This window comes from Brevundimonas vesicularis, assembly GCF_014204545.1.
GTDB lineage: Bacteria > Pseudomonadota > Alphaproteobacteria > Caulobacterales > Caulobacteraceae > Brevundimonas > Brevundimonas vesicularis_B.
In genome coordinates, this window is sequence record NZ_JACHLJ010000001.1 from 1,306,136 (window position 1) to 1,328,562 (window position 22,427).

Here is a 22,427-nt window from a genome sequence, read left to right on the forward strand (position 1 = left end):
GCCATGCTTGCGGCTGGTTCGCCGATTGCGGCCGCCGCGCAGACGCCGCCTGCCGCCGTCGCAACCGCCCCGGCAGACGCCGCGCTGAACGCCGTCATCGCCGACTACGAGACCTACCTGAAGTCGGTCGATCCAATCTCGGCCGGCGGAGAGGGCGATGTGGAGGCGATGGGCCGGGTGCCTGACCTGTCGCGGGAATTCGAACTGGCCCAGCGCGCGCCGCTGGAAGGGTTCGTGCGGCGGCTGACGGCCATCGACCCGGCAAGTCTTTCCCACGCCGGCGGCATCAACCACGCCTTCCTGCTCTATACGCTCAAGCGCAGTCTGGAAGGGCTGGATTACAACACCAGCCGCCTGGCGTTCGACTCCGAAGGCGGCCCCGGAACCTGGGCGCTCTATGTCGGCGGCAGCACGCGACTAAACTCGGTCGCGGAGGCCGAGGCCTATATCAAACGTATCCGGGGCTTCGGCCAAATCTACGCCCAGACGACGGCCAACGCCCGGCGCGGCCTGGACACCGGCCTGGTCCAGGCGCGATCGGTGACCGAAAGCGCCCTGACGCTGGCGCGAAACGATGTGGCGATCAAGCCGGACGCCGAGCCGCTGCTGAAGCCCTTGGCGACCCTGCCGTCGACCGTGTCTCAAGCGGATAAGGATCGCCTGACTTCAGCGGCGACGGCGGCGGTTTCAGAAACGATCCTTCCCGCACGCCTGGCCTGGCTGGCCTTCCTCGAGAGGGACTATCTGCCCAAGGCGCCGGTCCAGCCGGGCATCGGCAATCGGCCTGGCGGCAAGGCGCTCTACGCCTATCTGGTGCGTGGCCACACCACGACCGACCTGACGCCGGACCAGATCCACCAGATCGGTCTGGACGAGGTCTCGCGCATCCGCGCCCGCATGGATGTGGAAATGAAGGCGTCGGGCTGGACCGGCGACTTCGCCGGCTTCCTGAACTTCCTGCGCACGGATCTTCAGTTCTATGCGACCAGCCGCGAGGCCCTGTTGCAGCAGGCGTCGGAAATGGCCAAGCGTGCGGATGGCGGCCTGCCGCCTCTGTTCGCCACCCTGCCCCGCCTGACCTACGACGTGCAGCCCGTGCCGCCCCAGATCGAGGAAAACTATACCACCGGCCGCTACAACGGCGGTTCGATGCAGAATGGCGTTTCCGCCCATTACATCGTCAATACGTCCAAGCTGGATCAGCGTCCGCTGTATGAGTTGCCCGCCCTGACCCTGCATGAAGCCGTTCCGGGCCACCATCTCCAGATCGCCTTGCAGCAGGAGGCGCCCGGCCAACCCTATTTCCGCCGTCAGGCCAATGTCAGCGCCTATACCGAGGGCTGGGGGCTTTACGCCGAATATCTGGGCGAAGAGATGGGCTTCTACCGAACGCCTTACGAACGGTTCGGCCGCTTGTCCTATGAGATGTGGCGCGCCTGCCGGTTGGTCGCGGACACCGGCCTGCACTGGATGGGCTGGACCGAGGAACAGGCCCGCGCCTGTTTCCGCGACAACTCGGCCCTTGCGCCTCACAATATCGAGACCGAGCTGCAGCGCTATATCGGCTGGCCCGGCCAGGCCACGGCCTACAAGATCGGCGAGATCCGCCTGCGCGAGATCCGCGCGCGGGCCGAGCGGGAGTTGGGGCCGAAGTTCAACATCCGCACCTTCCACGACGCCCTGCTGGTCGAAGGTCCGCTCCCGCTGGCGCTGTTGGACCAGCGGATGGACGCCTGGATCGCGGAGCAGAAGTCACAATAGGCTGTGCGGCTTACGCCCAATCCGGCTCCGGCAAACCTTTCGACCGCAGGAATTCCGGGTTGAACAGCTTGGACGCATAGCGCGAGCCGGGATCGCATAGGCAGGTCACGATGGTCTTGCCTGGCCCAAGCTCGCGCGCCAGCCGCACCGCGCCGGCGATGTTCACCCCCGCCGATCCGCCCAGCGATAAACCTTCGTGCTTCACCAGGTCGAACAGGATCGGCAGGAACTCCGCATCCTCGATCCGATAGGCGTAGTCGGGTTTGAAGCCTTCCAGATTGCCGGTGATGCGGGCCACGCCGATGCCCTCGGTGATCGACGATCCCTCGCCCGTCATCTCGCCCTTGGTGAACCAGTTGAACATGGCCGCGCCTGCTGGATCGGCCAAGGCGATAGTCACATCCGGCTTCTGTTCGCGGAGGTAGGCGCCGACGCCGGCGATGGTCCCGCCCGAACCGACGGCCGACACGAAGGCGTCGATCTGACCGTTTGTCTGCGTCCAGATTTCGGGGCCGGTCGTGTTGTAGTGGGCCTCGCGGTTGGCGGTGTTGTCGAACTGGTTGGCCCAAATGGCCCCGGCCTCTTCGCTGTCGTTCAGCTCGGCGGCCAGACGCCCGGAATAGTGGACGAAGTGGTTCGGGCTGGAGAAGGGCGCGGCGTCCACCTCGACCAGACGGGCGCCCAGCGAACGGATGGCGGACTTCTTCTCTTCGGACTGGGTGCGCGGAATGACGATGACGACCGGATGACCCAAGGCGGCGCCGACCAGGGCCAGGCCGATGCCGGTGTTGCCGGCCGTGCCCTCGACGATCGTCCCGCCAGGTTTCAGCGCGCCCGACGCCCGCGCGCCCTGCACGATCGACAGGGCCGCGCGATCCTTGATCGAACCGCCGGGATTCAGAAACTCGGCCTTGCCCAGGATTTCGCAGCCCGTCGCCTCGGACAGGCGGTTCAGGCGCACCAGCGGCGTATTGCCGATCAGGTCGATGACGGATGACGTAGCGGACACGGTGAGGCTTTCAGGCGAGGTCGAAACAGGGCGGATCAGGCGGCGGCCTGACGTTGCCCTAAGTGGATGCCGCACTCGACCTTGTCCATGCCCGACCAACGTCCGGCGCGGGCGTCTTCGCCGTCCCGGACCGCGCGGGTGCAGGGCCAGCAGCCGATGGATCGATAGCCTTGCTCGACCAGCGGATGACGCGGCAGATCGTTCTCCTCCAGCCAGGCCTCGACGTCGTCGGCGTCCCAGTTCGCCAGGGGATTGATCCGCAGCACCCCGTCCAGCACCTCGAACGGTTTCAGCTTCGCTCGCGTCGCGGCCTGGTAGCGTTTCCGTCCGGTGATGAGCGCATTGAACCCGGCGGTCGCCCGCGCGAGCGGCCGCACCTTCCTCAGGTCGCAGCAGGCGTCGGCGTCGGTCTTCCACAGGTCGGCGCGCGCATCCAGCGTCGCCTTCTCGCCCGCATCCGGCGTCACCAACCGCACGTCGGTCAGGCCCAGCGCCTTGGTCAGTTGGGTGCGATAGGACAGGGTCTGGAGGAAATGCTGGCCCGTCTCCAGAAACACCACTGGCACTGTCTTGTCCTCGCCAGCGATGATGTCCAGCAGGGCGGCGGACTCGGCGCCGAAGGACGAGACGGCGCCGACCCGCAGACCCAGCGCCGGATCCAACGCCGCCTTCAGGATTTCGGTCGCGTCCTTGCCCGCCGTCTCGCGGTTCAGCCGTTCCGCCAGGGCGTCCAGATCGCGGTCGTTGGACGCCGCACGTCTTCGCTGCCAGATCGTTGGGGCGGGATCGACCGCCGGCTGATAGCCAGCGCTGAACGCTCGGTCCATCCGCTCCCAGGCGGCCGGATCCGCACCCTCGGCCAGTTCCACCGCATCGAAGCCCGAACGCCGCAGATGTCGCGCCTGATCCGGCAGCACCTTGCCCGCCGCGATCAGACGCCCGGCGTAACCTCGCTCTCGCAGCACCGCGGCAAGCGAGAAGCCGCGCCCGTCGCGGAAGGCGTTGAACTCCAGCACCAGCGTGTCTTCGTTTGCGGCGGCCGCCTCGACAGCCTCCAGCGGGGTCGTCACCGACAGGCGCAACCCGTTCTGTATGCCCTCAAGCCGTTGCATCGAGCGTCTCATAGATGGCGTCGCGGAAGGGATCGGGTCCGACACGGCGCACCGTGTCGATGAACCGCTCGCCGTCCGTGCGGATTTGCAGATAGCGGTCCAGAGTCCGCTGGATGGCAGGCGCGACCTCGTCGCCAGGCAGGCTCCTGCCGACGATGTCGCCCAGAGCCGCCTGCTCGTCGGGCGAACCGCCGACGGTGATCTGGTAGTATTCCTCGCCCTTGCGATCGACGCCCAGCACGCCGATCTGGCCGACGTGGTGATGGCCGCAGGCGTTGATGCAGCCGCTCATGTTGATGCGGACCGGCCCCAGCCGCTCTTGATAGTCCATGTCCGCCAGCCGCTTCGACAAAGCCTGGGCCACCGGGATCGAGCGCGCGTTAGCCAGGCTGCAATAGTCCAGGCCCGGGCAGGCGATCACGTCCGTCGCCAGATCGGCGTTGGCTGTCGCCAGCCCCGCCTCCCGCAACGCCCGCCAGACCGTCGGCACATCATCCAGCTTCACATGCGGCAGAACCAAGTTCTGCTCATAGGCGGCGCGCAGTTCGTCGAACGAATAGCGCTCGGCCAGATCCGCCACCGCGTCCATCTGGTCCGCCGTGATGTCGCCCGGCACCCCGCCGACCGGCTTTAACGACACCACCACAGAGGCGTAGCCCGGCTGGCGATGACGGCGGACGTTGTTGCGCGCGAACCGGGCGAAGTCCGGATCGGCCAGCAGGGCGCGGTCAAACGGGCCGCTGACCTTGGGCAAATCCTCGAACGGCGGCGGGGCGAAATAGGCCTTGATCCGCTCGGCCTCGTCCTCGGGGATGCGCAGATCTTCGTGGCGCAGCGTGGCGTAGTGTTGGTCCACCTCTTCACGGAAGACCTCGATCCCCAGCGAGGCGACCAGAATCTTGATCCGCGCCTTGTGGATGTTGTCGCGCCGGCCCAGCAGGTTCCAGGCCCGCAGGATAGCGGTCAGATAGGCCAGCAGGTCCGCCGCCGGGACCGCCGAGGCGATCTCCTGACCGATATGGGGCAAACGTCCCTGCCCGCCGCCGACGAAAACGCGGAAGGCCGTTCCACCGTCGTCGCCCTTGACGATCTGCAGGCCGACGTCGTGGGTGCGGATCGCCGCCCGATCCTTCTCGGCGCCGATGACCGCGATCTTGAACTTGCGCGGCAGGAAGGAGAACTCCGGGTGGATGGTCGACCACTGGCGGATGATCTCGCACCAGGGGCGCGGATCCTCGATCTCGTCGTCGGCGGCGCCGGCGAAGACGTCGGTGGTGGTGTTGCGGATGCAGTTGCCGCTGGTCTGGATGGCGTGCATCTCGACCTCGGCCAGGTCGCTGAGGATCGCCGGTAGGTCGGTGAGGGCCGGCCAGTTGTACTGAATGTTGCAGCGGGTGGTGAAGTGTCCGTAGCCCTTGTCATAGGTCCGCGCGATATGGCCCAGCCGGCGCATCTGGCGACTACTCATCACGCCATACGGAATGGCGACGCGCAGCATATAGGCGTGCAGTTGCAGATAGACGCCGTTCATCAGCCGCAGCGGCTTGAACTCATCCTCGGTCAGGGCGCCCGATGCGCGCCGCGCCACCTGGTCTGAGAACTCCTCGACCCGTTCACGCACCAGGGCGTGGTCGAATTCGTCATAGCGATACATCAGCCGACACCTCCGGCGACGCTGTGCCCGACGGTCGGTCCGGCGGACCGTATGCGCTCCTTCAGCCGGTCGCGGCCTGAGGGCGCATGGCCCTCCACCTCGACGGCGTAGGGATTGACGAAGACGTCCGGTCGTCCGGCGACCTGGGCCAGCACGATCTCGGCCGCCGCCTCGTCCAGCACCGAGGCTTGGTCGATGCCCTCGACCGGCTGGTTGTCCACGCCCGCATAGATGACGCGGCCGTCCGACAGGCGGTTTGCGGTGACGATCTTCACGCCGCGGCCTCCGTCCGGGTCTCGACCGTCGCCGAAAAGGCCGCCGTCTCGCCGACGAACAACAGAGCCGGGCCGGTTAGATCAGCGCCACGCACCAGGGCGCACAGCCCGTCGAGCCGGCCGGTCAGCACCCGCTCATTCGGGCGGCTGCCGTTTTCGACGATGGCGACGGGCGTCGAAGGCGAGCGACCCGCCGCAATAAGGCGCGCAGCCGTCTCCTCGGCCCGATCGGACCCCATGTAGATGGCCAGGGTGTGGTTGGGGCCCGCCAGCTTCGTCCAGTCGGCCTCTACGCCGCCCGGCTTGGCCTGGGCCGTCACGAAGGTGACGGCTTGGGCGTGGTCGCGGTGGGTCAGGGGGATGCCCGCCGAGGCCGCGCAGGCCAGGGCCGCCGTCACACCGGGCACCACGAAGACCGGCACGCCGGCCGCCCGCATGGCCTCCAGCTCCTCGCCGCCGCGACCGAAGACGAAGGGATCGCCACCCTTAAGTCGGACCACCCGGTGCCCAGAGCGGGCCTCCGCGATCATCAGGGCCTCGATCTGATCCTGCGGCACCGAATGTTCGCCGCGCGCCTTGCCCACGTACAGTCGCTTGGCGTCGCGCCGCGCCCGCTCCAGCACCGCCTCGGGCACCAGTCGGTCGTGTATGATGACGTCGGCGTCCTGCAACACCCGAAGCGCCTTCAGGGTCAGCAACTCCGGATCGCCCGGCCCCGCGCCGACGATATGGACCACGCCCTGTTCGGGCGCGGCGACGTTCAGCAGGCGCAGCATTTCGCGCCGCGCCTCGGCCGTGCGACCTTCCGCCGCCAGCGTCGCGGCCGGTCCACGAAAGGCCTTCTCCCAAAAGCGGCGGCGCGCCATGAAGTCCGGCACGCTGGCCTTGACCGTGTCGCGCAACTCGCGCGCCATCCGGGCCACATTAGCCAATCCGGCGGGCAGCACGCCCTCGATGGCCGTGCGGATGTCGCGGGCCAGGATGGGCGCCGATCCGCCGGTCGCCACGCCGATCACGACCTCGTCGCGGTCGATCAGGGCTGGGGTCTGGAAGTCGCTCAGATGTGGCTTGTCCACCACATTGACCTGAGCCCCCGCCGCCCGCGCGAAATGACCCAGCCGCGTCAGTTCGTCCGCGTCATCCAGCGCCATGAACACTAGCCGTGCGCCGGCCAGGTCTTCAGCCTCTGGCGAACGCAGCACCGGCTCCGGCGCCGTCAATGGCGTCTCGATCTTGGGGGGCGCGCCGTCGGGCGCGAACCATACCACCTCGGCCGGCGTGTTCAGGAACAGTCGCAGCTTGGCCAGCGCCGGCTCGCCGCCGCCGATGATCACGATCTTTGCGGCCTCCAGCGGAATAGAGGCGAGAAATACACGCATCGTCTTGCTTTCATGGCCGTCGGGAGAGGAGACAGGGACGACGGCGGGGCGTGAACCTTCGTCTTCCGGGTCCCGCGTCGCAAACCAGATTGCCTTTGTCTCGCTGATAGGATTTCTATCCGCGATGGCTCGATCCCTGCTCCCGCTCAACGCCCTGCGCGCCTTCGAGGCCGCCGCGCGGCATCTGAACTTCTCGCGCGCCGCCGACGAACTGTCGGTGACGCCGGGCGCGGTCAGCCAGCAGATCCGCCTCTTGGAAGACATCGTCGGCGGGCCGCTTTTCGTGCGCGAGGCGCGAGGCCTGCAACTGACCGATCTGGGCCGCTCATCCGTGCCGCTGCTTCGCGAGGGGTTTGAACGGCTAATGGACGCCTCGGCCCTGTTGCGCGAACCGCCGCGCAGGAAACAGGTGTCGATCAGCGTGGCGCCTGGCTTCGCCTCCAAATGGCTGATGCCGCGCATGGACGACTTCCACACCGCCCATCCCGAGATCGAACTGTGGATCTCGGCCGACATGGAGCCGGCGGACCTGAGCGAGGGCAAGGTCGATCTGGCGGTGCGCTACGGTCCCGGCGACTATCCCGGGCTTACGGTTGATCGGCTGATGACCGAGACGGTGCTGCCGGTCTGCGCCCCATCGCTGATGGACGGCGACAAGCCGATCCGCAAACCCGCCGACCTGATCGGACACACTCTGCTGCACGACATGTCCAACGACGGCGACCCCAGCCGCCCGGACTGGGCCATGTGGTTGAAGGCGCGCGGCATTCGCCATCCCGACCCGCGTCGAGGCTCGCGTTTCAACCAGTCGGGTCTGCTGATCGAGGCCGCCATATCGGGGCGCGGCGTGGCCCTGGCCAAACGCACCCTGGCCCAGGCGGACTTGGCGTCAGGGCGACTGGTCGCGCCCTTCCCCGACGGGTCCGAGGCGGTCGGCTTCGCCTACTACGTCGTTCAGCCCCGCGACCGCCCGCCCTCGCCCAGCGCGACCGCCTTCGTCGGCTGGCTGAAGAAACAGGCCGTAGATCACGACAACACGATGGGCCAGCTTTAGGCTCAGCCGAAGCCCTAAGCTCGCACGGCCTGGCTAGCGGACACGCCCAGAGCCTGAAGCGCGGCGGCGGTGATGTGTTCGGCGTTCAGGCCGGCCTGGGCGTACATCGCCATGGGCGCATCCTGGTCCTGGAAGACGTCGGGCAGGTTCAGGGTGCGGATCTTGAGTCCGCCATCCAGCGCGCCCTTTTCGGCCAGCAGTTGCAGCACGAAGGCGCCGAAGCCGCCCATGGCGCCTTCTTCAACCGTAATCAGGGCTTCGTGCTCGCGAGCCAGACGCAGGATCAGATCGGCGTCCAGCGGCTTGGCGAAGCGGGCGTCGGCGACGGTGGCCGACACGCCCTTGGCGGCCAGCATGTCCGCCGCCTTCAGCGATTCCTGCAGACGGGTGCCCAGGCTGAGGATGGCGACCGAAGTCCCCTCGCGCACGATCCGGCCCTTGCCGATCTCAAGCGGCGCAGCGAGTTCCGGGATCTCCACGCCCACGCCGTCGCCGCGCGGATAGCGGAAGGCGCTGGGCCGGTCGTCGATGGCCAGCGAGGTCGAAATCATCGCCGCCAGTTCGGCCTCATCCGCCGCCGCCATCAGCACCATGCCAGGCAGCGCGCCCATGAAGCCGATGTCGAACGATCCCGCGTGCGTGGCGCCATCCGACCCAACCAGGCCCGCCCGATCCATGGCGAAACGCACCGGCAGCGACTGGATCGCCACGTCGTGGACCACCTGGTCGTAACCGCGCTGAAGGAAGGTCGAATAGATCGCGCAGACCGGCTTCATGCCGTCCGCCGCCAAACCGGCCGCGAAGGTCACCGCGTGCTGTTCGGCGATGCCGACGTCATACGTCCGCTCGGGGAAGGCCTGACCGAACAGGTCCAGACCCGTGCCCGACGGCATGGCCGCCGTGATCGCCACGATCGACGGATCGACCTTGGCGTGTTTGATCAGCTCGGTTCCGAACACCTTGGTGTAGCTGGGGGCGTTGGAGATGGCCTTGGCCTGCTTGCCCGAGACCACGTCGAACTTGACGACCGCGTGGAGTTTGTCGGCGCTGCTTTCGGCGGGGGCGTAGCCCTTGCCCTTCTGCGTCACGACGTGGACCAGCACCGGACGGTCCTCGATGGCGGCCGCCTTCTTCAAGATCGGCACCAGATTTTCCATGTCGTGGCCGTCGATCGGGCCGACATAATAGAAGCCCAACTCCTCGAAGAAGGTGCCGCCGGTGACCATGCCGCGGGCATACTCCTCGGCCTTCTTGGCCGCCTTGCGGAAGGGGCGCGGCAGGTGCTGGGCCACCGTCTTGCCCAGGCGGCGGACGTTCTGATAGGCGCCGCCCGACACCAGGCCGGCCAGATAGGCGCTCATGCCGCCCACCGGCGGCGCGATCGACATGTCGTTGTCGTTCAGGATGACCATCAGCTGGCCGCTGGTCGCCTCGGCGGCGTTGTTCATCGCCTCATAGGCCATGCCGGCGGACATGGAGCCGTCGCCGATGACGGCCACGACGCGGTTCTTCTCGCCCTTCTGATCGCGCGCGGCCGCGAAGCCGAGGGCGGCGCTGATGGAGGTCGACGCGTGGGCGGCGCCGAACGGATCGTATTCGCTCTCGCTACGCTTGGTGAAGCCCGACAGGCCGCCGCCCTGTCGCAGGGTGCGGATGCGGTCGCGCCGGCCGGTCAGGATCTTGTGCGGATAGCACTGATGCCCGACGTCCCAGATCAGGATGTCTTTGGGCGTCTCGAACACATGGTGCAGCGCCGTGGTCAGTTCGACCACGCCCAGACCCGCACCCAGATGGCCGCCGGTGACGGACACGGCGTCGATCGTTTCTGCCCGCACCTCCTGCGCCAGCTGTTTCAACTGGGCGATATCGAAGTCGCGCGTGTCGGCGGGCGTCTTGACGGTGTCGAGTAGCGGGGTGTCGGGCATCAGCCGTAAAACCTTGGAAAGTCTGGTCGATCAACCCGCAGGTCGCGTCAACGTTTCGTATCAGGACCGGCGCTTTAGCACAAAGTCCACGCTGGCCCTGAGGATTTCGGCCTCTTCGCCGAACGGCTCCAGATGCGACCGGGCCTGATTGGCGAGATGCGCGACCCTTTGCCGCGCCGCCTCCAGACCGAGCAGGGTGACGAAGTTGGTCTTGCCCAGGGCCGCGTCCTTGCCCCCGGCCGCCTTGCCCATTTCCTCGGCCGACCCTTCGGCGTCCAGCAGGTCGTCGACGATCTGATAGGCCAGGCCGACATCGTGGGCGAAGCTGATCAGGGCGTGGCGGTGCTGGGCAGAGGCGTCTGCGATGATCAGCGGAATTTCGAAGGCGTAGGCGAACAGGGCGCCGGTCTTCAGCCGCTGCATTCGCGCCACGCCGCCCAGATCGTCGCGGACGCCCAGAAGATCGATCATCTGACCGCCCGCCATGCCCCGCGCGCCGGACGCCAGCGACAGCCGCGCCGCCAGTTCGCAACGGACGGCCGCATCGTCGTGGGTGTCTTCGTGCAAGATGATGTCGAAGGCGGCCGTCTGAAGCGCGTCGCCGGCCAGCACCGCCGTCGCCTCGTCATAGGCCCGGTGAACGGTCGGCCGGCCGCGGCGCACGTCGTCGTCGTCCATGCACGGCAGGTCGTCGTGAACCAGGCTGTAGGCGTGCACGCATTCCAGCGCGCAGGCGGCGCGCAACACCGATCGCTCATCGATGTCGAACAGGCGTGCGGCCTCCAATGCGAAGAACGGCCGCAAGCGCTTGCCAGGACCCAGCGCGGCATAGCGCATCGCCTCGGTCAGGCGGGATTCCGGTCCCTCGGCGCGCGGCAGCAGTTCATCCAGCGCGACCGTGACCAGATCGGCGACCTCAGCCACGCGATCGATCACCGCCTGTTCCGGCGAGTTCGCGGCGATGACGCGGTTCAAGACCGGCCGCCCATTGCCGACCTGACGCGGAACAGAGTGATCATTCGAACGACGCCGCCTCGACGCCCTTGGCCTGGCCGTCCGGGCCGACGACGATCTTTTCGACGCGCAGCTGGGCCGCCTTCAGGCGCGCCTCGCAGTGGGCCTTCAGCTTGGCGCCTTCTTCGTACAGGGCGATGGATTCTTCCAGCGGCGCCTGGCCGGACTCTAGGCGGGACACGATGGTCTCCAGCCGCTGCAGGGCGTCTTCGAAGCTGAGGTCGGCGGGGATGGCGGCGGCGGTGTCGGTCATGCCGCGGACCCTAATGGGGCGCAACCGCCGCATCAACGTCTCAAGCGGCTATCGTTTCTCGTAGCGCCGTTGCGACCAGTATTTGAAGCCCTGGTTATGGACCAGTTTCCAGCCGTCGGCCTTCAGCGCGCGGCCGACCATATGGTTGAAATAGCCGTGGGCGAAGACCAGCACGTCCTGGCCGCTCTCGGCCCGCGCGATGAGCTTTTGCGCCGCCTGATCGGCGCGCGCCTCGGCCTGGGCGCGGGTTTCCTGGCCGCCGTGATGATCAAAGGCGTGCCACCAGAAGCGCGACACCACGCCCCACCATTTGGGCGACAGCTTGATCCATTCCGGAATCGGCGGCGGCGGCAGGGGCGCCTCGATGAACATGACGTCGGCCGTGACCTCGCGCCCGGCGACGACCGCAGCGGCGGTTTCCTGGGCGCGCTGACGGGTCGAGGCGTAGATGGCCCCAGCCCCTTGGGCGGCCGCGACCAGTTCGGGCGGCGGCGTCTGGCCGGCCAGCAGGCCGCCGATCTCATACTTCGCCCACCAGTCGCCGTACTGGCGCGCAGAGATCAGGCATTTGCGCGACAGCGCCGGCTCGCCATGACGCGTCAGGATGATGGCGCCGGGACGGACAGCGACAAGCGCGCCGACGGACGGCGCCGCATCTGGCGGGGACACGGACGGTTCGGTCGAATCGAGGGACAGGGCGGGGGCTGACATGACAAACGGACGGGCCTTTGGTTTCAAGGCGTTAGGCGTCCTCAGTCCTCCCAGAGCGCAGCGACGTGGGCGACCGCAGAGCGGCCTAGTCCTTCAAGGTCGTAACCGCCCTCAAGCGCCGACACAACCTTGCCCGAACAGGTCCGACGCGCGACCTCCAGAATCGCACGCGTCGCCCAGGCGAAATCTTCGGCCTCCAGCGACTGATGCGCCAGCGGATCGCGCCGGTGGGCGTCGAAACCGGCCGAGATCAGGATCAGGTCCGGCCGGAACGATTCCAGCGCCGGCATCAATCCGCCGGCGAAGGTCGCACGCCAGTTCTCGCGCGCCGCATGGGGTGCGACGGGGGCGTTGACGATATTGCCGACGCCCGTCTCCGACGCCGCGCCCGTGCCGGGATAGAGCGGCATCTGGTGGATGGAGGCCAGGAACAGGCTGTCGTCGTCTTCGAACGCCGCCTGGGTGCCATTGCCGTGGTGAACGTCGAAATCGACCACCGCCACCCGCGCCAATCCTTCGGCCTGAGCCGCACACGCCGCGACGGCGACGGAGGAGAACAGGCAGAACCCCATCGCGCGGTCCGGCTCGGCGTGGTGGCCAGGCGGGCGCACGGCGGCGAAGGCGCGACCCATCTCGCCCCGCGCCACGGCTCGCACCGCATCGATCGCCGCCCCCGCCGCCAGCCGCGCCGCCGGTACGCTGCCGGGTGAAAGGACGGTGTCGGCATCCAGTTGGACCATGCCTGCGACCGGCGAGGCGTCCAGCAGGCGCGCGACATAGGCGGCAGGATGCACCCGCTCGAGATCCACAACCTCGGCCTGGGTCGCGGCGCGCCGGTCGCGGGCCAGGCCTGCGTCGTCCAGAGCATCCAGCACCGCCCTCAACCGCTCGGGGCTTTCGGGATGGCCCGCGCCCGGCGCGTGGGACAGCATGGAAGGATGGGTGAAGATCGGAACGTGGGTCATGGCAAAATCGTCATTTCTCAGATGCGCCTTGCGGCCAGCCTATCGCAAACCGATTTGCAGGGCGACGAAGCAAGCTTGAGGAGATCGTCATGAAGGCTATTGGCACGACCGGCCCCCACCCCGCGACAGACCCTGCCGCCCTTACGCTCTTCGACGCGCCGGAACCGGGCCTGCGCCCCCGCGATCTGCTGGTTGAAGTAAAGGCGGTCAGTCTCAATCCGGTGGACACCAAGGTCCGCTCCAGCCGGACGCCGGAAGACGATCAGCCAAGCATTCTCGGCTATGACGCGTCAGGGGTGGTGATCGACATCGGCGATGAAGTCAGCCTTTTCAAGGTTGGAGACGAAGTATTCTATGCCGGCCAGATCGATCGGCCGGGGTCCAACGCAGAGCGCCAAGCTGTCGACGAGCGGATCGTCGGCCCGAAGCCCAAGTCCTTGACGTTTGCAGAAGCGGCGGCCCTCCCGCTGACGGTGATTACGGCTTGGGAATTGCTGTTTGACCGCTTGAAGGCCGGCAAGGATGAAGACGAGACCTTGCTGATCGTCGGCGGGGCGGGCGGCGTCGGCTCGGCCCTGATCCAGATCGCCCGCGCCGTCACAAGTTTGCGTGTTGTCGCCACGGCCTCGCGTCCTGACACCCGCCAATGGTGTCTCGACCTAGGCGCGCACGCAGTGGTCGATCACTCCGGCCCGATAGACGAGGCTCTAACTGCAGCTGGCGAACGCGCGCCCAAATATATTGCATCCCTGACCCACACGCAGGCGCATTTCGAAGCGTTGGCCCGCGCGGTCGGCGTGCAAGGCGTGATCGGCTGCATCGACGACTTCAAGGGGTTGCCGATCGAGCTCTTGAAACAAAAATCGGCAGGATTTGTCTGGGAATTCATGTTCACCCGCTCCCTCGAACAGACGCCGGACATGATCGCGCAGCACCAACTCCTATCGGAGGTCTCTCGCCTGGTTGATTCTGGCGCCTTGCGCACCACCCTGACCGAGAACCTGGGCCGGCTGTCGGTGGAGAACCTGCTTAAGGGGCACAGACAACTCGAAAGCGGATCAACCATCGGCAAGGTCGCGCTAGACGGTTTCTGAAGCTATTGGCGGATCATGACCGAGATCGTGATCCGCCCTGCCCGCCCCGAAGACGCCGCCGCCTTGGGCGCCCTGGGCCGTCAGACCTTTATCGACACCTTCGTCGAGGGGTTCGGCATCCCCTACCCGAAAGCCGACCTGAACGCGTTTCTGGACGCCAGTTTCGATCTGGAACCGACGCTGAAGAAGTTGGCGGAGCCCGACTGCGCCTGGTGGGTGGCCGCCCGCGACGGAGAACTGCTGGCCTTCGCCAACGCCGGCCCCAATGGTCTGCCTCATCCCGAGGCTCGATCGTCGCACATGGAACTGCGCCGGCTCTACGTGTCCAAGGCGGCGCAAGGTCTGGGGCTGGGAACCAGACTGCTGAAGCTGTCTCTGGACTGGATGCAAACCCACACGGACGGGCCGCTGTGGATCGGCGTCTGGAGCGGCAACGACAAGGCCCAGCGCCTCTATGCCGCCTACGGCTTCGAGAAGGCAGGCGAATACGACTATCCTGTCGGCGCCTGGCGCGACCACGAGTTCATCTTGCGGCGCGGCTGATCCGGGTTCACATCCCTCTCATGCTCCTGCCCTTCTTCACCGCGCTGCGCGACGCCAAGGTTCCGGTGTCGATGAAGGAATGGCTCCATCTGATGGAGGCCATGGATCGCGACGTGGCCGGGCGCGAGGTCGAGGCCTTTTATCACCTGTCGCGCGCGGTGCTGGTCAAGGACGAGAAACACTATGATCGGTTCGATCAGGTGTTCGGGACGGTGTTCAAGGGCGTCGAGTCGGTCGGGTCGGGCGAAGACCTGACCACCGACATTCCCGAGGACTGGCTGCGGCTGCTGAACGAAAAATACCTGACCGATGAGGAGAAGGCCCAGATCGAGGCGCTGGGCGGATTTGACAAGCTGATGGAAACGCTGAAGCAGCGTTTGGAAGAGCAGAAGGAGCGGCACTTCGGCGGCTCCAAATGGATCGGTACGGGCGGAACCAGCCCCTTCGGACACGGCGGCTACAACCCCGAAGGCGTAAGGATCAGCGGTCCGGGCAAGCATGGCCGGGCGGTCAAGGTGTGGGAGAAGCGCGAGTTCAGGAACCTGGACGACACGGTCGAACTGGGCACCCGCAACATCAAGGTGGCGCTGCGTCGTCTGCGCCGTTTCGCCCGACAGGGGGCGCCCGACGAACTGGATATCGACGGCACCATCGACGGCACGGCGCGCCAGGGCTGGCTGGACATCCAAATGCGGCCCGAGCGGCGCAATACGATCAAGGTGCTGCTGTTCCTCGACATCGGTGGCTCGATGGACGGTCACATCAAGCTGGTTGAGGAGCTGTTCTCGGCGGCCAAGACCGAGTTCAAGAACCTGGAGTTCTTCTACTTCCACAACTGCCTCTACGAAGGCGTCTGGAAGGACAATCGCCGCCGCCACACCGAGCGGATCCCGACGTGGGATCTGCTGCACAAATACCCCGGCGACTGGCGCGCCATCTTCGTCGGCGATGCGACGATGAGCCCCTATGAGATCACCATGCCTGGCGGCTCCGTCGAGCACTGGAACGAAGAGGCCGGCGCCGTCTGGATGAAGCGGGCGCGCCAGCAGTGGGAGAAGTCGGTCTGGCTCAATCCCGTTCAGGAGCGGTACTGGGACTATACCGCCTCCGTCGGCCTGTTGCGTGAGGTGATGGAGCAGCGGATGTTCCCGCTGACGCTCGAAGGCCTCGACAAGGCGATGCGGGCCCTGACAAGGTAGGGGAAGTTTGGGCGACCGCCTGAAACTTCACGAAGGGTCCGACCATGATCGCCGCCGCCTTCGCCTTGTTGATCCTCCAACAGACTGCACCGACCGTGGTGTGGGAAACACCGGCGGCAGAATCGGTCGTTGAAACACCAGCGCCGCTCCCGCAGCATAACGTGCCTGCCTGGGGCCTTGCCGATCCATTCGGCTTCGAGCGCGCACGGTGCAGCCCGCTGGTGCGAGGCCAGAAGTCCATGGCCGAGTGTCAGACCGAGGTGCGTGAAAAACTGGCCATCGCCATGGGGCCGGACCTGCCCGAAGCTCTGCGCCCGAGCGGCATGGCTGGCGACTGCCAGATGATCCGGGCCAGCGCCGCGGGCTCGGACTACGCGGTCCAGTGCGGTCCGCAGTCGCGCACGGCGGCCGCGGCCTCGAGCCTGCGTGAAATGGATTGTCGTCCGCGTCCGGTCGAGGGCGGGTTCAGCTCTGAGTGCCGCCCGGTCGATGGAGCCGACAAAAAGGGGCTGTCGCTGACCCTGTGGGGCGACAAGGACTGATGGGACAGAAAAGCGCCGCCCGCTTTCGCGGACGGCGCTTCGCATCTTCGCGCATTCTAGGGAAGCTTAGGCCTTGTCGCGCAGGCTGTCCTTGACGCCGCCGACAGTATTCTGGACCTTGCCTTCGACCTGATCGGCCTTGCCTTCGGCCTGCATCTTGGTGTCGCCGGTCACTTTGCCGACGCCTTCCTTGATCTTGCCACCGATGTTCTTGGCGGCGCCTTCGATACGGTCATGATCAGCCATGGAAATCTCCTAATTTTCATCGCCGCGACGTAGCGTTGCGGTTCGAAAACTAAACGACTTGGCTAACGGCCTGTTCCGTAAGGCTCAGCTTGGACGACGCAGCCAGACGGCAACCGCCCAAGCGTGGGAGTCGTGACGCAGGCGCGAGATGGCGAAGGTCGGATCCAGCCACACCAGCGTGTGATCGTCCTCACATTTTGCATCGGGATTTTCGGCCGCCACAGTCGCCGTCCAGAAGCCGCCGACATTGTTCACCGGCTCGCGCGTCGAACGCACGAAATACTGGCTGGCCTCGGCGATGCGGTTCAGCGGCGCGATCGTCAAACCGGTTTCCTCAACGAATTCGCGGATCAGCGCCTGAACCTCGGTCTCTTCCAAATCCAAGCCGCCGCCGGGCAGGTCGAAATAGGGACCGGTCTCGCGTTCGACGCGCACACAGGCGATCAGGCCATCGCGCTCGACGATGCCGAACGCGGTGGCGCGGTGACGATAATCCGAAGCGGGTTTGCGAACGCCGAACTGCAACATGATGAAAACCGACCCTAGAGGTCGAACGACAACCTGGCGCGCACGCCCTTGTGGGCGCCGTCGAACTCGACGGCCGAGCGCAGGCCCGAGGCCATGGCCGAGATGATCTTGCCGCCCAGGCCCGTGCCCTTGGGCGCGCCGTCGCCCAGGCCGGGGCCGTCGTCCTCGACCGTCAGCATCACGCGATGGTCCGTCTCGCGGCGCAGATGGATGCGAATCTCGCCCCCTTGCCCCGGCGCATAGGCGTATTTGACCGCGTTGGTGACCAGTTCGGTGACGATGACGCCGATGGAGACGGCTTGATCGGTCGTGACCGACAACGGCTCAGCGTCCAGCGTCAGCCTGGGCGATCCTTCGTCTGGCCCGATGGACTTGGACAGTTCGTCCATCAGCCCGACCAGATATTCGTCCATCGCCACGTGGCTCATGTCGCCGGACGTGTAGAGGCGGCGGTGAACATGGGCGACGGCCTCGATGCGCGCCTGCGATTCGCGCAGCGCGTCCTTGGCGCCCTGATCGGTGACGTGGCGCATCTGCAACGACATGAAGCTGGACACCAGCTGCAGCGAGTTGCCGACGCGGTGGTTCACCTCACGCAGCATCGCCTCGGCCCGATCGCGCGCCCGGCGGATTTCTTCCTGCGCCAGTTCGTTCTCGCGCTCCAGCCGACGGCGCGACAGGGCGTCCTCGAGCGCCGAGCGCAACAAGGACGTGAAGTCCTCCGAGACATCCTTGATCACGTAGTCCGCCGCGCCCGCTCGAAGGGCCGCGACGGCGATCCGCCCATCCTGCGCACCCGTCACATAGACGACGGGCGGCGCCGCCGTCAGGGCCAGAATGTCCGGTAGGACGTCCAGCCCGTCTCGCGTCGGCATATAATGGTCGAGCGCGCAGACGTCGAACTCGTCCTGCTGCAACAGCTCCAGCCCCGCATCGCCGTCGGGCGCGCAGGTGACGGCGTAGCCGTGACGCCCCAGTTCCTTCTCGACCAGTCGGGACAGACCCCGATCATCGTCGATGTAGAGCAGGCGGATGGGCTGGGACGCGTCGATCGTCAGATCTCCGGCGCCTGAATCACCGACAGGAACAGACCCAACTGACGGATGGCGCCGGCGAAGGATTCATAATCCACCGGCTTGGTGATGTAGACGTTGCAGCCCAGGTCGTAGCAACGCTGGATTTCGACCTTGTCGTCCGTGGTCGTCAGCACCACGACCGGAGCCCGCTTCAGACGGTCGTTGGCCTTCACCTTTTCCAGAATGTCCGTGCCCGACATATCGGGCAGATTGAGGTCGAGCAGGATCAGCAGCGGGCCGTTGGCAAGGATTTCGTCGCTGAACAGATAGTCGAGCGCCGCACCACCCTCATCGAAATGCTTGATCTCGTTGTTGATGTTGGCCCGGCGGATGTTCTTTTCGATCAGCTTGGCGTGGCCGTGGTCGTCTTCGACCATGATGATTTTGACGGGTTGCGTCACAGCGCGCCTCCGGGTTCAGACAGGATCAGTCGTTTGGGGAATTTCAGCAGGAAAGTCGAGCCTTTGCCCAACTCGGACTCGACGTCGATGGTGCCGCCCAGGCGACGCACGCTGTTCCTGACGAACGCCAGCCCCAAACCTTCGCCGGAACGGTCCTGTTTTCCAGAGCGGCGGAAGAGTTCGAAGATTCGCTCATGGTCGCGCGGGGCGATGCCCCGGCCGTTGTCGGCGACCCGGTAGACGACCCAGCCGCCCGGCACGTCTTCGCCCGACACGACGATTTCGCCCGGCCGGTCGTGATCCAGATATTTGACGGCGTTGTCGATCAGATTGCCGACAATCTGCTCCATCGAAATGCGGTCGCTTTCGATTTCGGGCAGCGACTGCACCTCGATGCGCGCGCCCGAGGCCTCGGTCTGGTGGTGGACGCTGTTGGCGATGTTCTGGGCCATCGTCGTCATGTCCAACGGTTCTGGAAGCAGGTTGCGGCGACCTTCGCGCGACAGCTTCAGGATGGCGTTGATCAGCCGGTCCATCTTTTCTGTCGAAGCGCGGATGAAGCCTACAGCCTCGGGCATTTCCTCGCGCACGGCGGTGACGACCTCGGGATCGACCACGCGCGTCTTCTCATCCTCTTGGATGGCCCTATCGACGACCTTGCCAGCCTGCTCCAGTTCGGAGGTGTAGCCCATGACGTTGACCAGCGGCGCGCGCAGGTCGTGACTGACGATATAGGCGAAGCGCTGGATTTCCTCGTTGGCGCGCATGAGGTCGCCGGTGCGTTCGCGAACCTTGTCCTCCAGACTGGCGTTAGCGGCGTCCAGGGTCGCGCGAGCCGCCTCGATCTCGGCCACATAACGCCGCACTAACCAGGCCGACAGCAGGGCCAGAACGAGGACCAGAAACCCCGCGATGGCGTTCATCGTGACGGTCAGGAAGCCAAGACGCTCCGAGGCCCGACGTCGACTGTCGATCCTGTCGGACTTCAGCTTGTCGAACTTCTCGATGGCGGCTCGGAGCTCGTCCATATACTGCTTGCCTTCGCCAGACCGCACGGCCTGGATCGACTGACCGATCCGACCCTGCCGCGCCAAGGCGACGGTGCGCTCCATCTCGTCCCATTTCTTGTCACCCAGACGGTGAATGGGTTCGACGGTGTCTTTCAGCGTCGGATCGAGGGCTGCGCCCTCATCCAAAAACGCCAGAGCCGGCTCCATGTCGGCCCTGGAGTCACGATAGGGCTGTAGAAAATCGCTTCGTCCCGTCAGCAGAAAACCGCGTTGCGACGTTTCGGCGTTCAGGCTCGCAATGAGAACCGTGCGCGCGGCACGCCGCATCTGCTGAGCATGCTCGATGGTCTTGTTCAACGCCACGGTGCGCTGGATCATCACGAAGGTCGTCGCATTGACCACGATCAGCAGTCCGAACGCCAGGATCAGCATGGCCGATATTGACCGGGCCAACGACGGCGTGCGCATGAAGTCGCGCAGGCGCGACCATTGGGATCGGGGGTTTGGACTCATGACGGCGGAGCTTTAGCGGGGTGCGTCGCTGCGTCAAACGTCAAACTGCCAAGTCGGCGAGATCAGACCTGACCCAGGGTCCGCAATCGGGCCTTGGGGTGGATCTCGTTCTGGCTCATCACGACGGTCTGGCCGCGGAAGCGTTCGATGATCGATCGCACATAGGGCCGCGTCATCGGCCCGGTAAGCAGCACCGGATTTTCGCCCGTCATGGCGATCCGCTCGAAGGTGTCGCGCACGGCGCGGATAAAGTCCTGAAGGCGCGACGGCGCCATGGCCAACTGCTTGTCCTCGCCATTGCCGATCAGGCTTTCGGCGAAAGCGTTTTCCCATTCCGGCGACAGGGTGACGATGGGCAGGGCGCCCTCGCCGTCCTTGTTCTGCCAGCACAGTTGTCGGCCCAGACGCGCACGGACGTGTTCGACCAGGGTGGTAACGCTGGAGCTATGCGGGGCTGCCTCGGCCAAGCCTTCCAGGATCGCCGGCAGGTCGCGGATCGACACCTTCTCGCGCAGCAGAGACTGCAATACCCGCTGCAGAGTCGTGACGGTGACCACGCTGGGCACCAATTCCTCGACCAGCTTCTTCTCCTCGGCGCCTAGTTCCTTCAGCAGCTTCTGCACCTCTGCGTAGGACAGTAGGTCCGCCATGTTGTCTTTCAGGATCTCGGTCAGATGGGTCGTCAGGACCGTCGACGGATCGACCAGCGTATAGCCCCGGAACGTCGCCTCCTCGCGCAGACCTTCCTCGATCCAGGTCGCCGGCAAGCCGAAGGCGGGTTCACGCATATGCTCGCCTGGCAGTTCGACCTGACGACCTGCCGGATCCATCGCCATCAGGTGGCCCAGCCGCACCTCGCCCGCGCCCGTCTCCATCTCCTTGATGCGGATGGCGTAGCCCTGGGTCGGCAGACGCATGTTGTCGAGGATGCGCACTTGGGGGATGACGAAGCCGTATTCCTGGGCCAGCGACCGCCGCAACGCGCGGATTTGATCGGTAAGACGCCGCCCTTCAAGATCGTTGATCAGGCTCAGAAGCGAATAGCCGAGCTCGATCTTCACCTCGTCGATGGTGAGCACATTGGCGATCGGCTCTTCGACATCTTCCTTGGGTTTTGCGGCCGCCGCTGCAGCCGCGATCTCCGCCTCTGTCGGCTGAGGCTTCAGGCGATTGCGGCCCAGCCGCCAGGCCATGAAGCCCGAGCCGATGGCCAGCGCCGCGAACGGGATCAGCGGCATGCCGGGGATCAGGCCGATCAGACCGGCGGCGCCCGAGACCACGCCCAGCGATACGGGATTGGTGGCCAGCTGGGTGACCATGGCCTTGTCCGCCGTGCCTTCGACGCCCGCCTTGGACACCAGGAAGCCGGCGGCGATCGAGATGATGATGGCCGGCACCTGCGTCACCAGACCGTCGCCGATGGTCAGCTGGACATAGGTGTTGGCGGCCTCCATCGCCGGCATGCCGTGTTGCAGCGTGCCGATCAGTATGCCGCCGATGGCGTTGATGAAGGTGATGATCAGACCCGCGACGGCGTCGCCGCGCACGAACTTGGACGCGCCGTCCATGGCGCCGAAGAAGGTCGATTCCTGCTCCAGCTCCTTGCGACGCAGCTTGGCCTGGTCCTCGGTGATCAGGCCGGACGACAGATCCGCGTCGATGGCCATCTGCTTGCCCGGCATGGAGTCCAGGGTGAAGCGGGCGGACACTTCCGCGATCCGGGTCGAGCCCTTGGTGATGACGACGAAGTTCACCACCAGAATGATCGCAAAGATGATCACCCCGATGATGAAGTTGCCGCCCATCATCAACTGACCGAAGGCGTTGATGACCTGACCTGCCGCATCGTGACCTTCCTGGCCGTGGGTCAGGATCAGGCGCGTGGAGGCCAGGTTCAGGCCCAACCGGAACAGGGTTGAGACCAGCAGCACCGTCGGGAAGATGGCGAAATCCAGCGGCCGCTTCATCATCACGGCGGTCATCAGGATCAGCACGCTGGACACCAGCGAGAAGGCCAGCAGCAAATCCAGCAGGAACTTGGGCACCGGCAGGATCAGCAGCATGATCACGCCGATCACGCCGACCGCCATCAGCACTTCGCCGCGGTTGACCCAGCCCAGGACGTCGCGGCCCGTCGGGCGCGCCATGCCGTCCTTCATCATC

General features: G+C 66.0%; 22 protein-coding genes. 6 read left to right on the forward strand and 16 right to left on the reverse strand.

All coding sequences use genetic code 11. From position 1 onward, the window contains the following. The first annotated feature begins 3 nt into the window (after window positions 1-3). On the forward strand, window positions 4-1,761 hold the full coding sequence (locus HNP47_RS06680) for a DUF885 family protein (protein ID WP_184278823.1): 1,758 nt from the start codon (window positions 4-6) through the stop codon (window positions 1,759-1,761). A gap of 10 nt (window positions 1,762-1,771) precedes the next feature. On the opposite strand, the gene HNP47_RS06685 is transcribed toward HNP47_RS06680, so the two are convergent. The 5 genes from HNP47_RS06685 to cysG are packed head-to-tail and all read right to left on the reverse strand — an operon-like array spanning window position 1,772 to window position 7,190. Beyond that, on the reverse strand, window positions 1,772-2,770 hold the full coding sequence (locus tag HNP47_RS06685) for a cysteine synthase A (RefSeq protein WP_184278824.1): 999 nt from the start codon (window positions 2,768-2,770) through the stop codon (window positions 1,772-1,774). Between the two features lie 35 nt (window positions 2,771-2,805). Further along, window positions 2,806-3,882 (reverse strand): phosphoadenylyl-sulfate reductase, encoded by a 1,077-nt coding sequence (locus tag HNP47_RS06690; protein WP_184278825.1) that lies wholly within the window; start codon window positions 3,880-3,882, stop codon window positions 2,806-2,808. Continuing rightward, window positions 3,869-5,536 carry a nitrite/sulfite reductase gene (locus tag HNP47_RS06695; protein WP_184278826.1) on the reverse strand — a complete coding sequence of 556 codons (1,668 nt, stop codon included), beginning with the start codon at window positions 5,534-5,536 and terminating at the stop codon, window positions 3,869-3,871. Before HNP47_RS06695 ends, HNP47_RS06690 begins: the two co-directional genes overlap by 14 nt. Next, window positions 5,536-5,811 (reverse strand): DUF2849 domain-containing protein, encoded by a 276-nt coding sequence (locus tag HNP47_RS06700; RefSeq protein ID WP_184278827.1) that lies wholly within the window; start codon window positions 5,809-5,811, stop codon window positions 5,536-5,538. The genes HNP47_RS06695 and HNP47_RS06700 overlap by 1 nt, the downstream gene beginning before the upstream one ends. After that, window positions 5,808-7,190, reverse strand: coding sequence for a siroheme synthase CysG (gene cysG, locus HNP47_RS06705; RefSeq protein WP_184278828.1), 1,383 nt, complete (start codon window positions 7,188-7,190; stop codon window positions 5,808-5,810). Before cysG ends, HNP47_RS06700 begins: the two co-directional genes overlap by 4 nt. Window positions 7,191-7,314: 124 nt before the next feature. Here cysG and gcvA point away from each other — a divergent pair, with 124 nt between their 5' ends. Beyond that, on the forward strand, window positions 7,315-8,244 hold the full coding sequence (gene gcvA, locus HNP47_RS06710; RefSeq protein ID WP_184278829.1) for a transcriptional regulator GcvA: 930 nt from the start codon (window positions 7,315-7,317) through the stop codon (window positions 8,242-8,244). Between the two features lie 14 nt (window positions 8,245-8,258). On the opposite strand, the gene dxs is transcribed toward gcvA, so the two are convergent. From dxs to HNP47_RS06735, 5 genes are all read right to left on the reverse strand, one after another. Next, window positions 8,259-10,172 carry a 1-deoxy-D-xylulose-5-phosphate synthase gene (gene dxs / locus HNP47_RS06715; RefSeq protein WP_184279127.1) on the reverse strand — a complete coding sequence of 638 codons (1,914 nt, stop codon included), beginning with the start codon at window positions 10,170-10,172 and terminating at the stop codon, window positions 8,259-8,261. A 57-nt stretch (window positions 10,173-10,229) separates the two neighbouring features. Then, window positions 10,230-11,105: a polyprenyl synthetase family protein gene (locus HNP47_RS06720; RefSeq protein WP_184279128.1), complete on the reverse strand. Its 876-nt coding sequence runs from the start codon at window positions 11,103-11,105 to the stop codon at window positions 10,230-10,232. Window positions 11,106-11,184: 79 nt separating this feature from the next. After that, window positions 11,185-11,436: an exodeoxyribonuclease VII small subunit gene (locus HNP47_RS06725; protein WP_008260204.1), complete on the reverse strand. Its 252-nt coding sequence runs from the start codon at window positions 11,434-11,436 to the stop codon at window positions 11,185-11,187. 48 nt (window positions 11,437-11,484) lie between these two features. After that, complete coding sequence (locus HNP47_RS06730; protein WP_184278830.1) at window positions 11,485-12,147, reverse strand: histidine phosphatase family protein; 663 nt, start codon at window positions 12,145-12,147, stop codon at window positions 11,485-11,487. 41 nt (window positions 12,148-12,188) lie between these two features. Beyond that, window positions 12,189-13,112, reverse strand: a complete 924-nt coding sequence (locus HNP47_RS06735) for a histone deacetylase family protein (RefSeq protein ID WP_184278831.1) — start codon at window positions 13,110-13,112, stop codon at window positions 12,189-12,191. An 89-nt stretch (window positions 13,113-13,201) separates the two neighbouring features. Here HNP47_RS06735 and HNP47_RS06740 point away from each other — a divergent pair, with 89 nt between their 5' ends. From HNP47_RS06740 to HNP47_RS06755, 4 genes are read left to right on the forward strand one after another with little or no spacing between them, the layout of a single operon-like run. Further along, the gene (locus tag HNP47_RS06740; RefSeq protein ID WP_184278832.1) at window positions 13,202-14,206 is read left to right on the forward strand and encodes a zinc-binding alcohol dehydrogenase family protein; all 1,005 of its coding nucleotides are present in this window, start codon (window positions 13,202-13,204) and stop codon (window positions 14,204-14,206) included. A gap of 15 nt (window positions 14,207-14,221) precedes the next feature. Further along, entirely contained in the window at window positions 14,222-14,749 is a 528-nt protein-coding gene (locus tag HNP47_RS06745) for a GNAT family N-acetyltransferase (RefSeq protein WP_184278833.1), read from the forward strand. Window positions 14,750-14,769: 20 nt separating this feature from the next. Next, a complete protein-coding gene (locus tag HNP47_RS06750; RefSeq protein WP_184278834.1) occupies window positions 14,770-15,948 on the forward strand; it encodes a VWA domain-containing protein in 1,179 nt (392 codons plus the stop codon). Window positions 15,949-15,992: 44 nt separating this feature from the next. Continuing rightward, window positions 15,993-16,490, forward strand: coding sequence for a hypothetical protein (locus HNP47_RS06755; RefSeq protein ID WP_184278835.1), 498 nt, complete (start codon window positions 15,993-15,995; stop codon window positions 16,488-16,490). Window positions 16,491-16,556: 66 nt separating this feature from the next. Here HNP47_RS06755 and HNP47_RS06760 read toward each other — a convergent pair whose 3' ends face one another. From HNP47_RS06760 to flhA, 6 genes are all read right to left on the reverse strand, one after another. Continuing rightward, entirely contained in the window at window positions 16,557-16,736 is a 180-nt protein-coding gene (locus HNP47_RS06760) for a CsbD family protein (protein WP_055803844.1), read from the reverse strand. 84 nt (window positions 16,737-16,820) lie between these two features. Next, the gene (locus tag HNP47_RS06765; protein ID WP_184278836.1) at window positions 16,821-17,264 is read right to left on the reverse strand and encodes an NUDIX domain-containing protein; all 444 of its coding nucleotides are present in this window, start codon (window positions 17,262-17,264) and stop codon (window positions 16,821-16,823) included. 14 nt (window positions 17,265-17,278) lie between these two features. Continuing rightward, window positions 17,279-18,322 carry a sensor histidine kinase gene (locus HNP47_RS06770; protein ID WP_221415033.1) on the reverse strand — a complete coding sequence of 348 codons (1,044 nt, stop codon included), beginning with the start codon at window positions 18,320-18,322 and terminating at the stop codon, window positions 17,279-17,281. Next, window positions 18,319-18,741 (reverse strand): response regulator, encoded by a 423-nt coding sequence (locus HNP47_RS06775; RefSeq protein ID WP_231868686.1) that lies wholly within the window; start codon window positions 18,739-18,741, stop codon window positions 18,319-18,321. The genes HNP47_RS06770 and HNP47_RS06775 overlap by 4 nt, the downstream gene beginning before the upstream one ends. Further along, window positions 18,738-20,264: a CHASE3 domain-containing protein gene (locus HNP47_RS06780; RefSeq protein ID WP_221414929.1), complete on the reverse strand. Its 1,527-nt coding sequence runs from the start codon at window positions 20,262-20,264 to the stop codon at window positions 18,738-18,740. Before HNP47_RS06780 ends, HNP47_RS06775 begins: the two co-directional genes overlap by 4 nt. 62 nt (window positions 20,265-20,326) lie before the next feature. After that, complete coding sequence (gene flhA / locus HNP47_RS06785) at window positions 20,327-22,426, reverse strand: flagellar biosynthesis protein FlhA (protein WP_091748308.1); 2,100 nt, start codon at window positions 22,424-22,426, stop codon at window positions 20,327-20,329. Window position 22,427 lies beyond the last annotated feature (1 nt).

Bases quoted from the DNA above. Each gene is read 5' to 3' on its own strand.
- HNP47_RS06680 (WP_184278823.1), top strand. From the start codon at position 4: ATGCTTGCGGCTGGTTCGCCGATTGCGGCCGCCGCGCAGACGCCGCCT.
- HNP47_RS06690 (WP_184278825.1), bottom strand. From the start codon at position 3,882: ATGCAACGGCTTGAGGGCATACAGAACGGGTTGCGCCTGTCGGTGACG.
- HNP47_RS06695 (WP_184278826.1), bottom strand. From the start codon at position 5,536: ATGTATCGCTATGACGAATTCGACCACGCCCTGGTGCGTGAACGGGTC.
- cysG (WP_184278828.1), bottom strand. From the start codon at position 7,190: ATGCGTGTATTTCTCGCCTCTATTCCGCTGGAGGCCGCAAAGATCGTG.
- gcvA (WP_184278829.1), top strand. From the start codon at position 7,315: ATGGCTCGATCCCTGCTCCCGCTCAACGCCCTGCGCGCCTTCGAGGCC.
- HNP47_RS06725 (WP_008260204.1), bottom strand. From the start codon at position 11,436: ATGACCGACACCGCCGCCGCCATCCCCGCCGACCTCAGCTTCGAAGAC.
- HNP47_RS06730 (WP_184278830.1), bottom strand. From the start codon at position 12,147: ATGTCAGCCCCCGCCCTGTCCCTCGATTCGACCGAACCGTCCGTGTCC.
- HNP47_RS06735 (WP_184278831.1), bottom strand. From the start codon at position 13,112: ATGACCCACGTTCCGATCTTCACCCATCCTTCCATGCTGTCCCACGCG.
- HNP47_RS06740 (WP_184278832.1), top strand. From the start codon at position 13,202: ATGAAGGCTATTGGCACGACCGGCCCCCACCCCGCGACAGACCCTGCC.
- HNP47_RS06745 (WP_184278833.1), top strand. From the start codon at position 14,222: ATGACCGAGATCGTGATCCGCCCTGCCCGCCCCGAAGACGCCGCCGCC.
- HNP47_RS06750 (WP_184278834.1), top strand. From the start codon at position 14,770: ATGCTCCTGCCCTTCTTCACCGCGCTGCGCGACGCCAAGGTTCCGGTG.
- HNP47_RS06755 (WP_184278835.1), top strand. From the start codon at position 15,993: ATGATCGCCGCCGCCTTCGCCTTGTTGATCCTCCAACAGACTGCACCG.
- HNP47_RS06760 (WP_055803844.1), bottom strand. From the start codon at position 16,736: ATGGCTGATCATGACCGTATCGAAGGCGCCGCCAAGAACATCGGTGGC.
- HNP47_RS06765 (WP_184278836.1), bottom strand. From the start codon at position 17,264: ATGTTGCAGTTCGGCGTTCGCAAACCCGCTTCGGATTATCGTCACCGC.
- HNP47_RS06780 (WP_221414929.1), bottom strand. From the start codon at position 20,264: ATGAGTCCAAACCCCCGATCCCAATGGTCGCGCCTGCGCGACTTCATG.
- flhA (WP_091748308.1), bottom strand. From the start codon at position 22,426: ATGATGAAGGACGGCATGGCGCGCCCGACGGGCCGCGACGTCCTGGGC.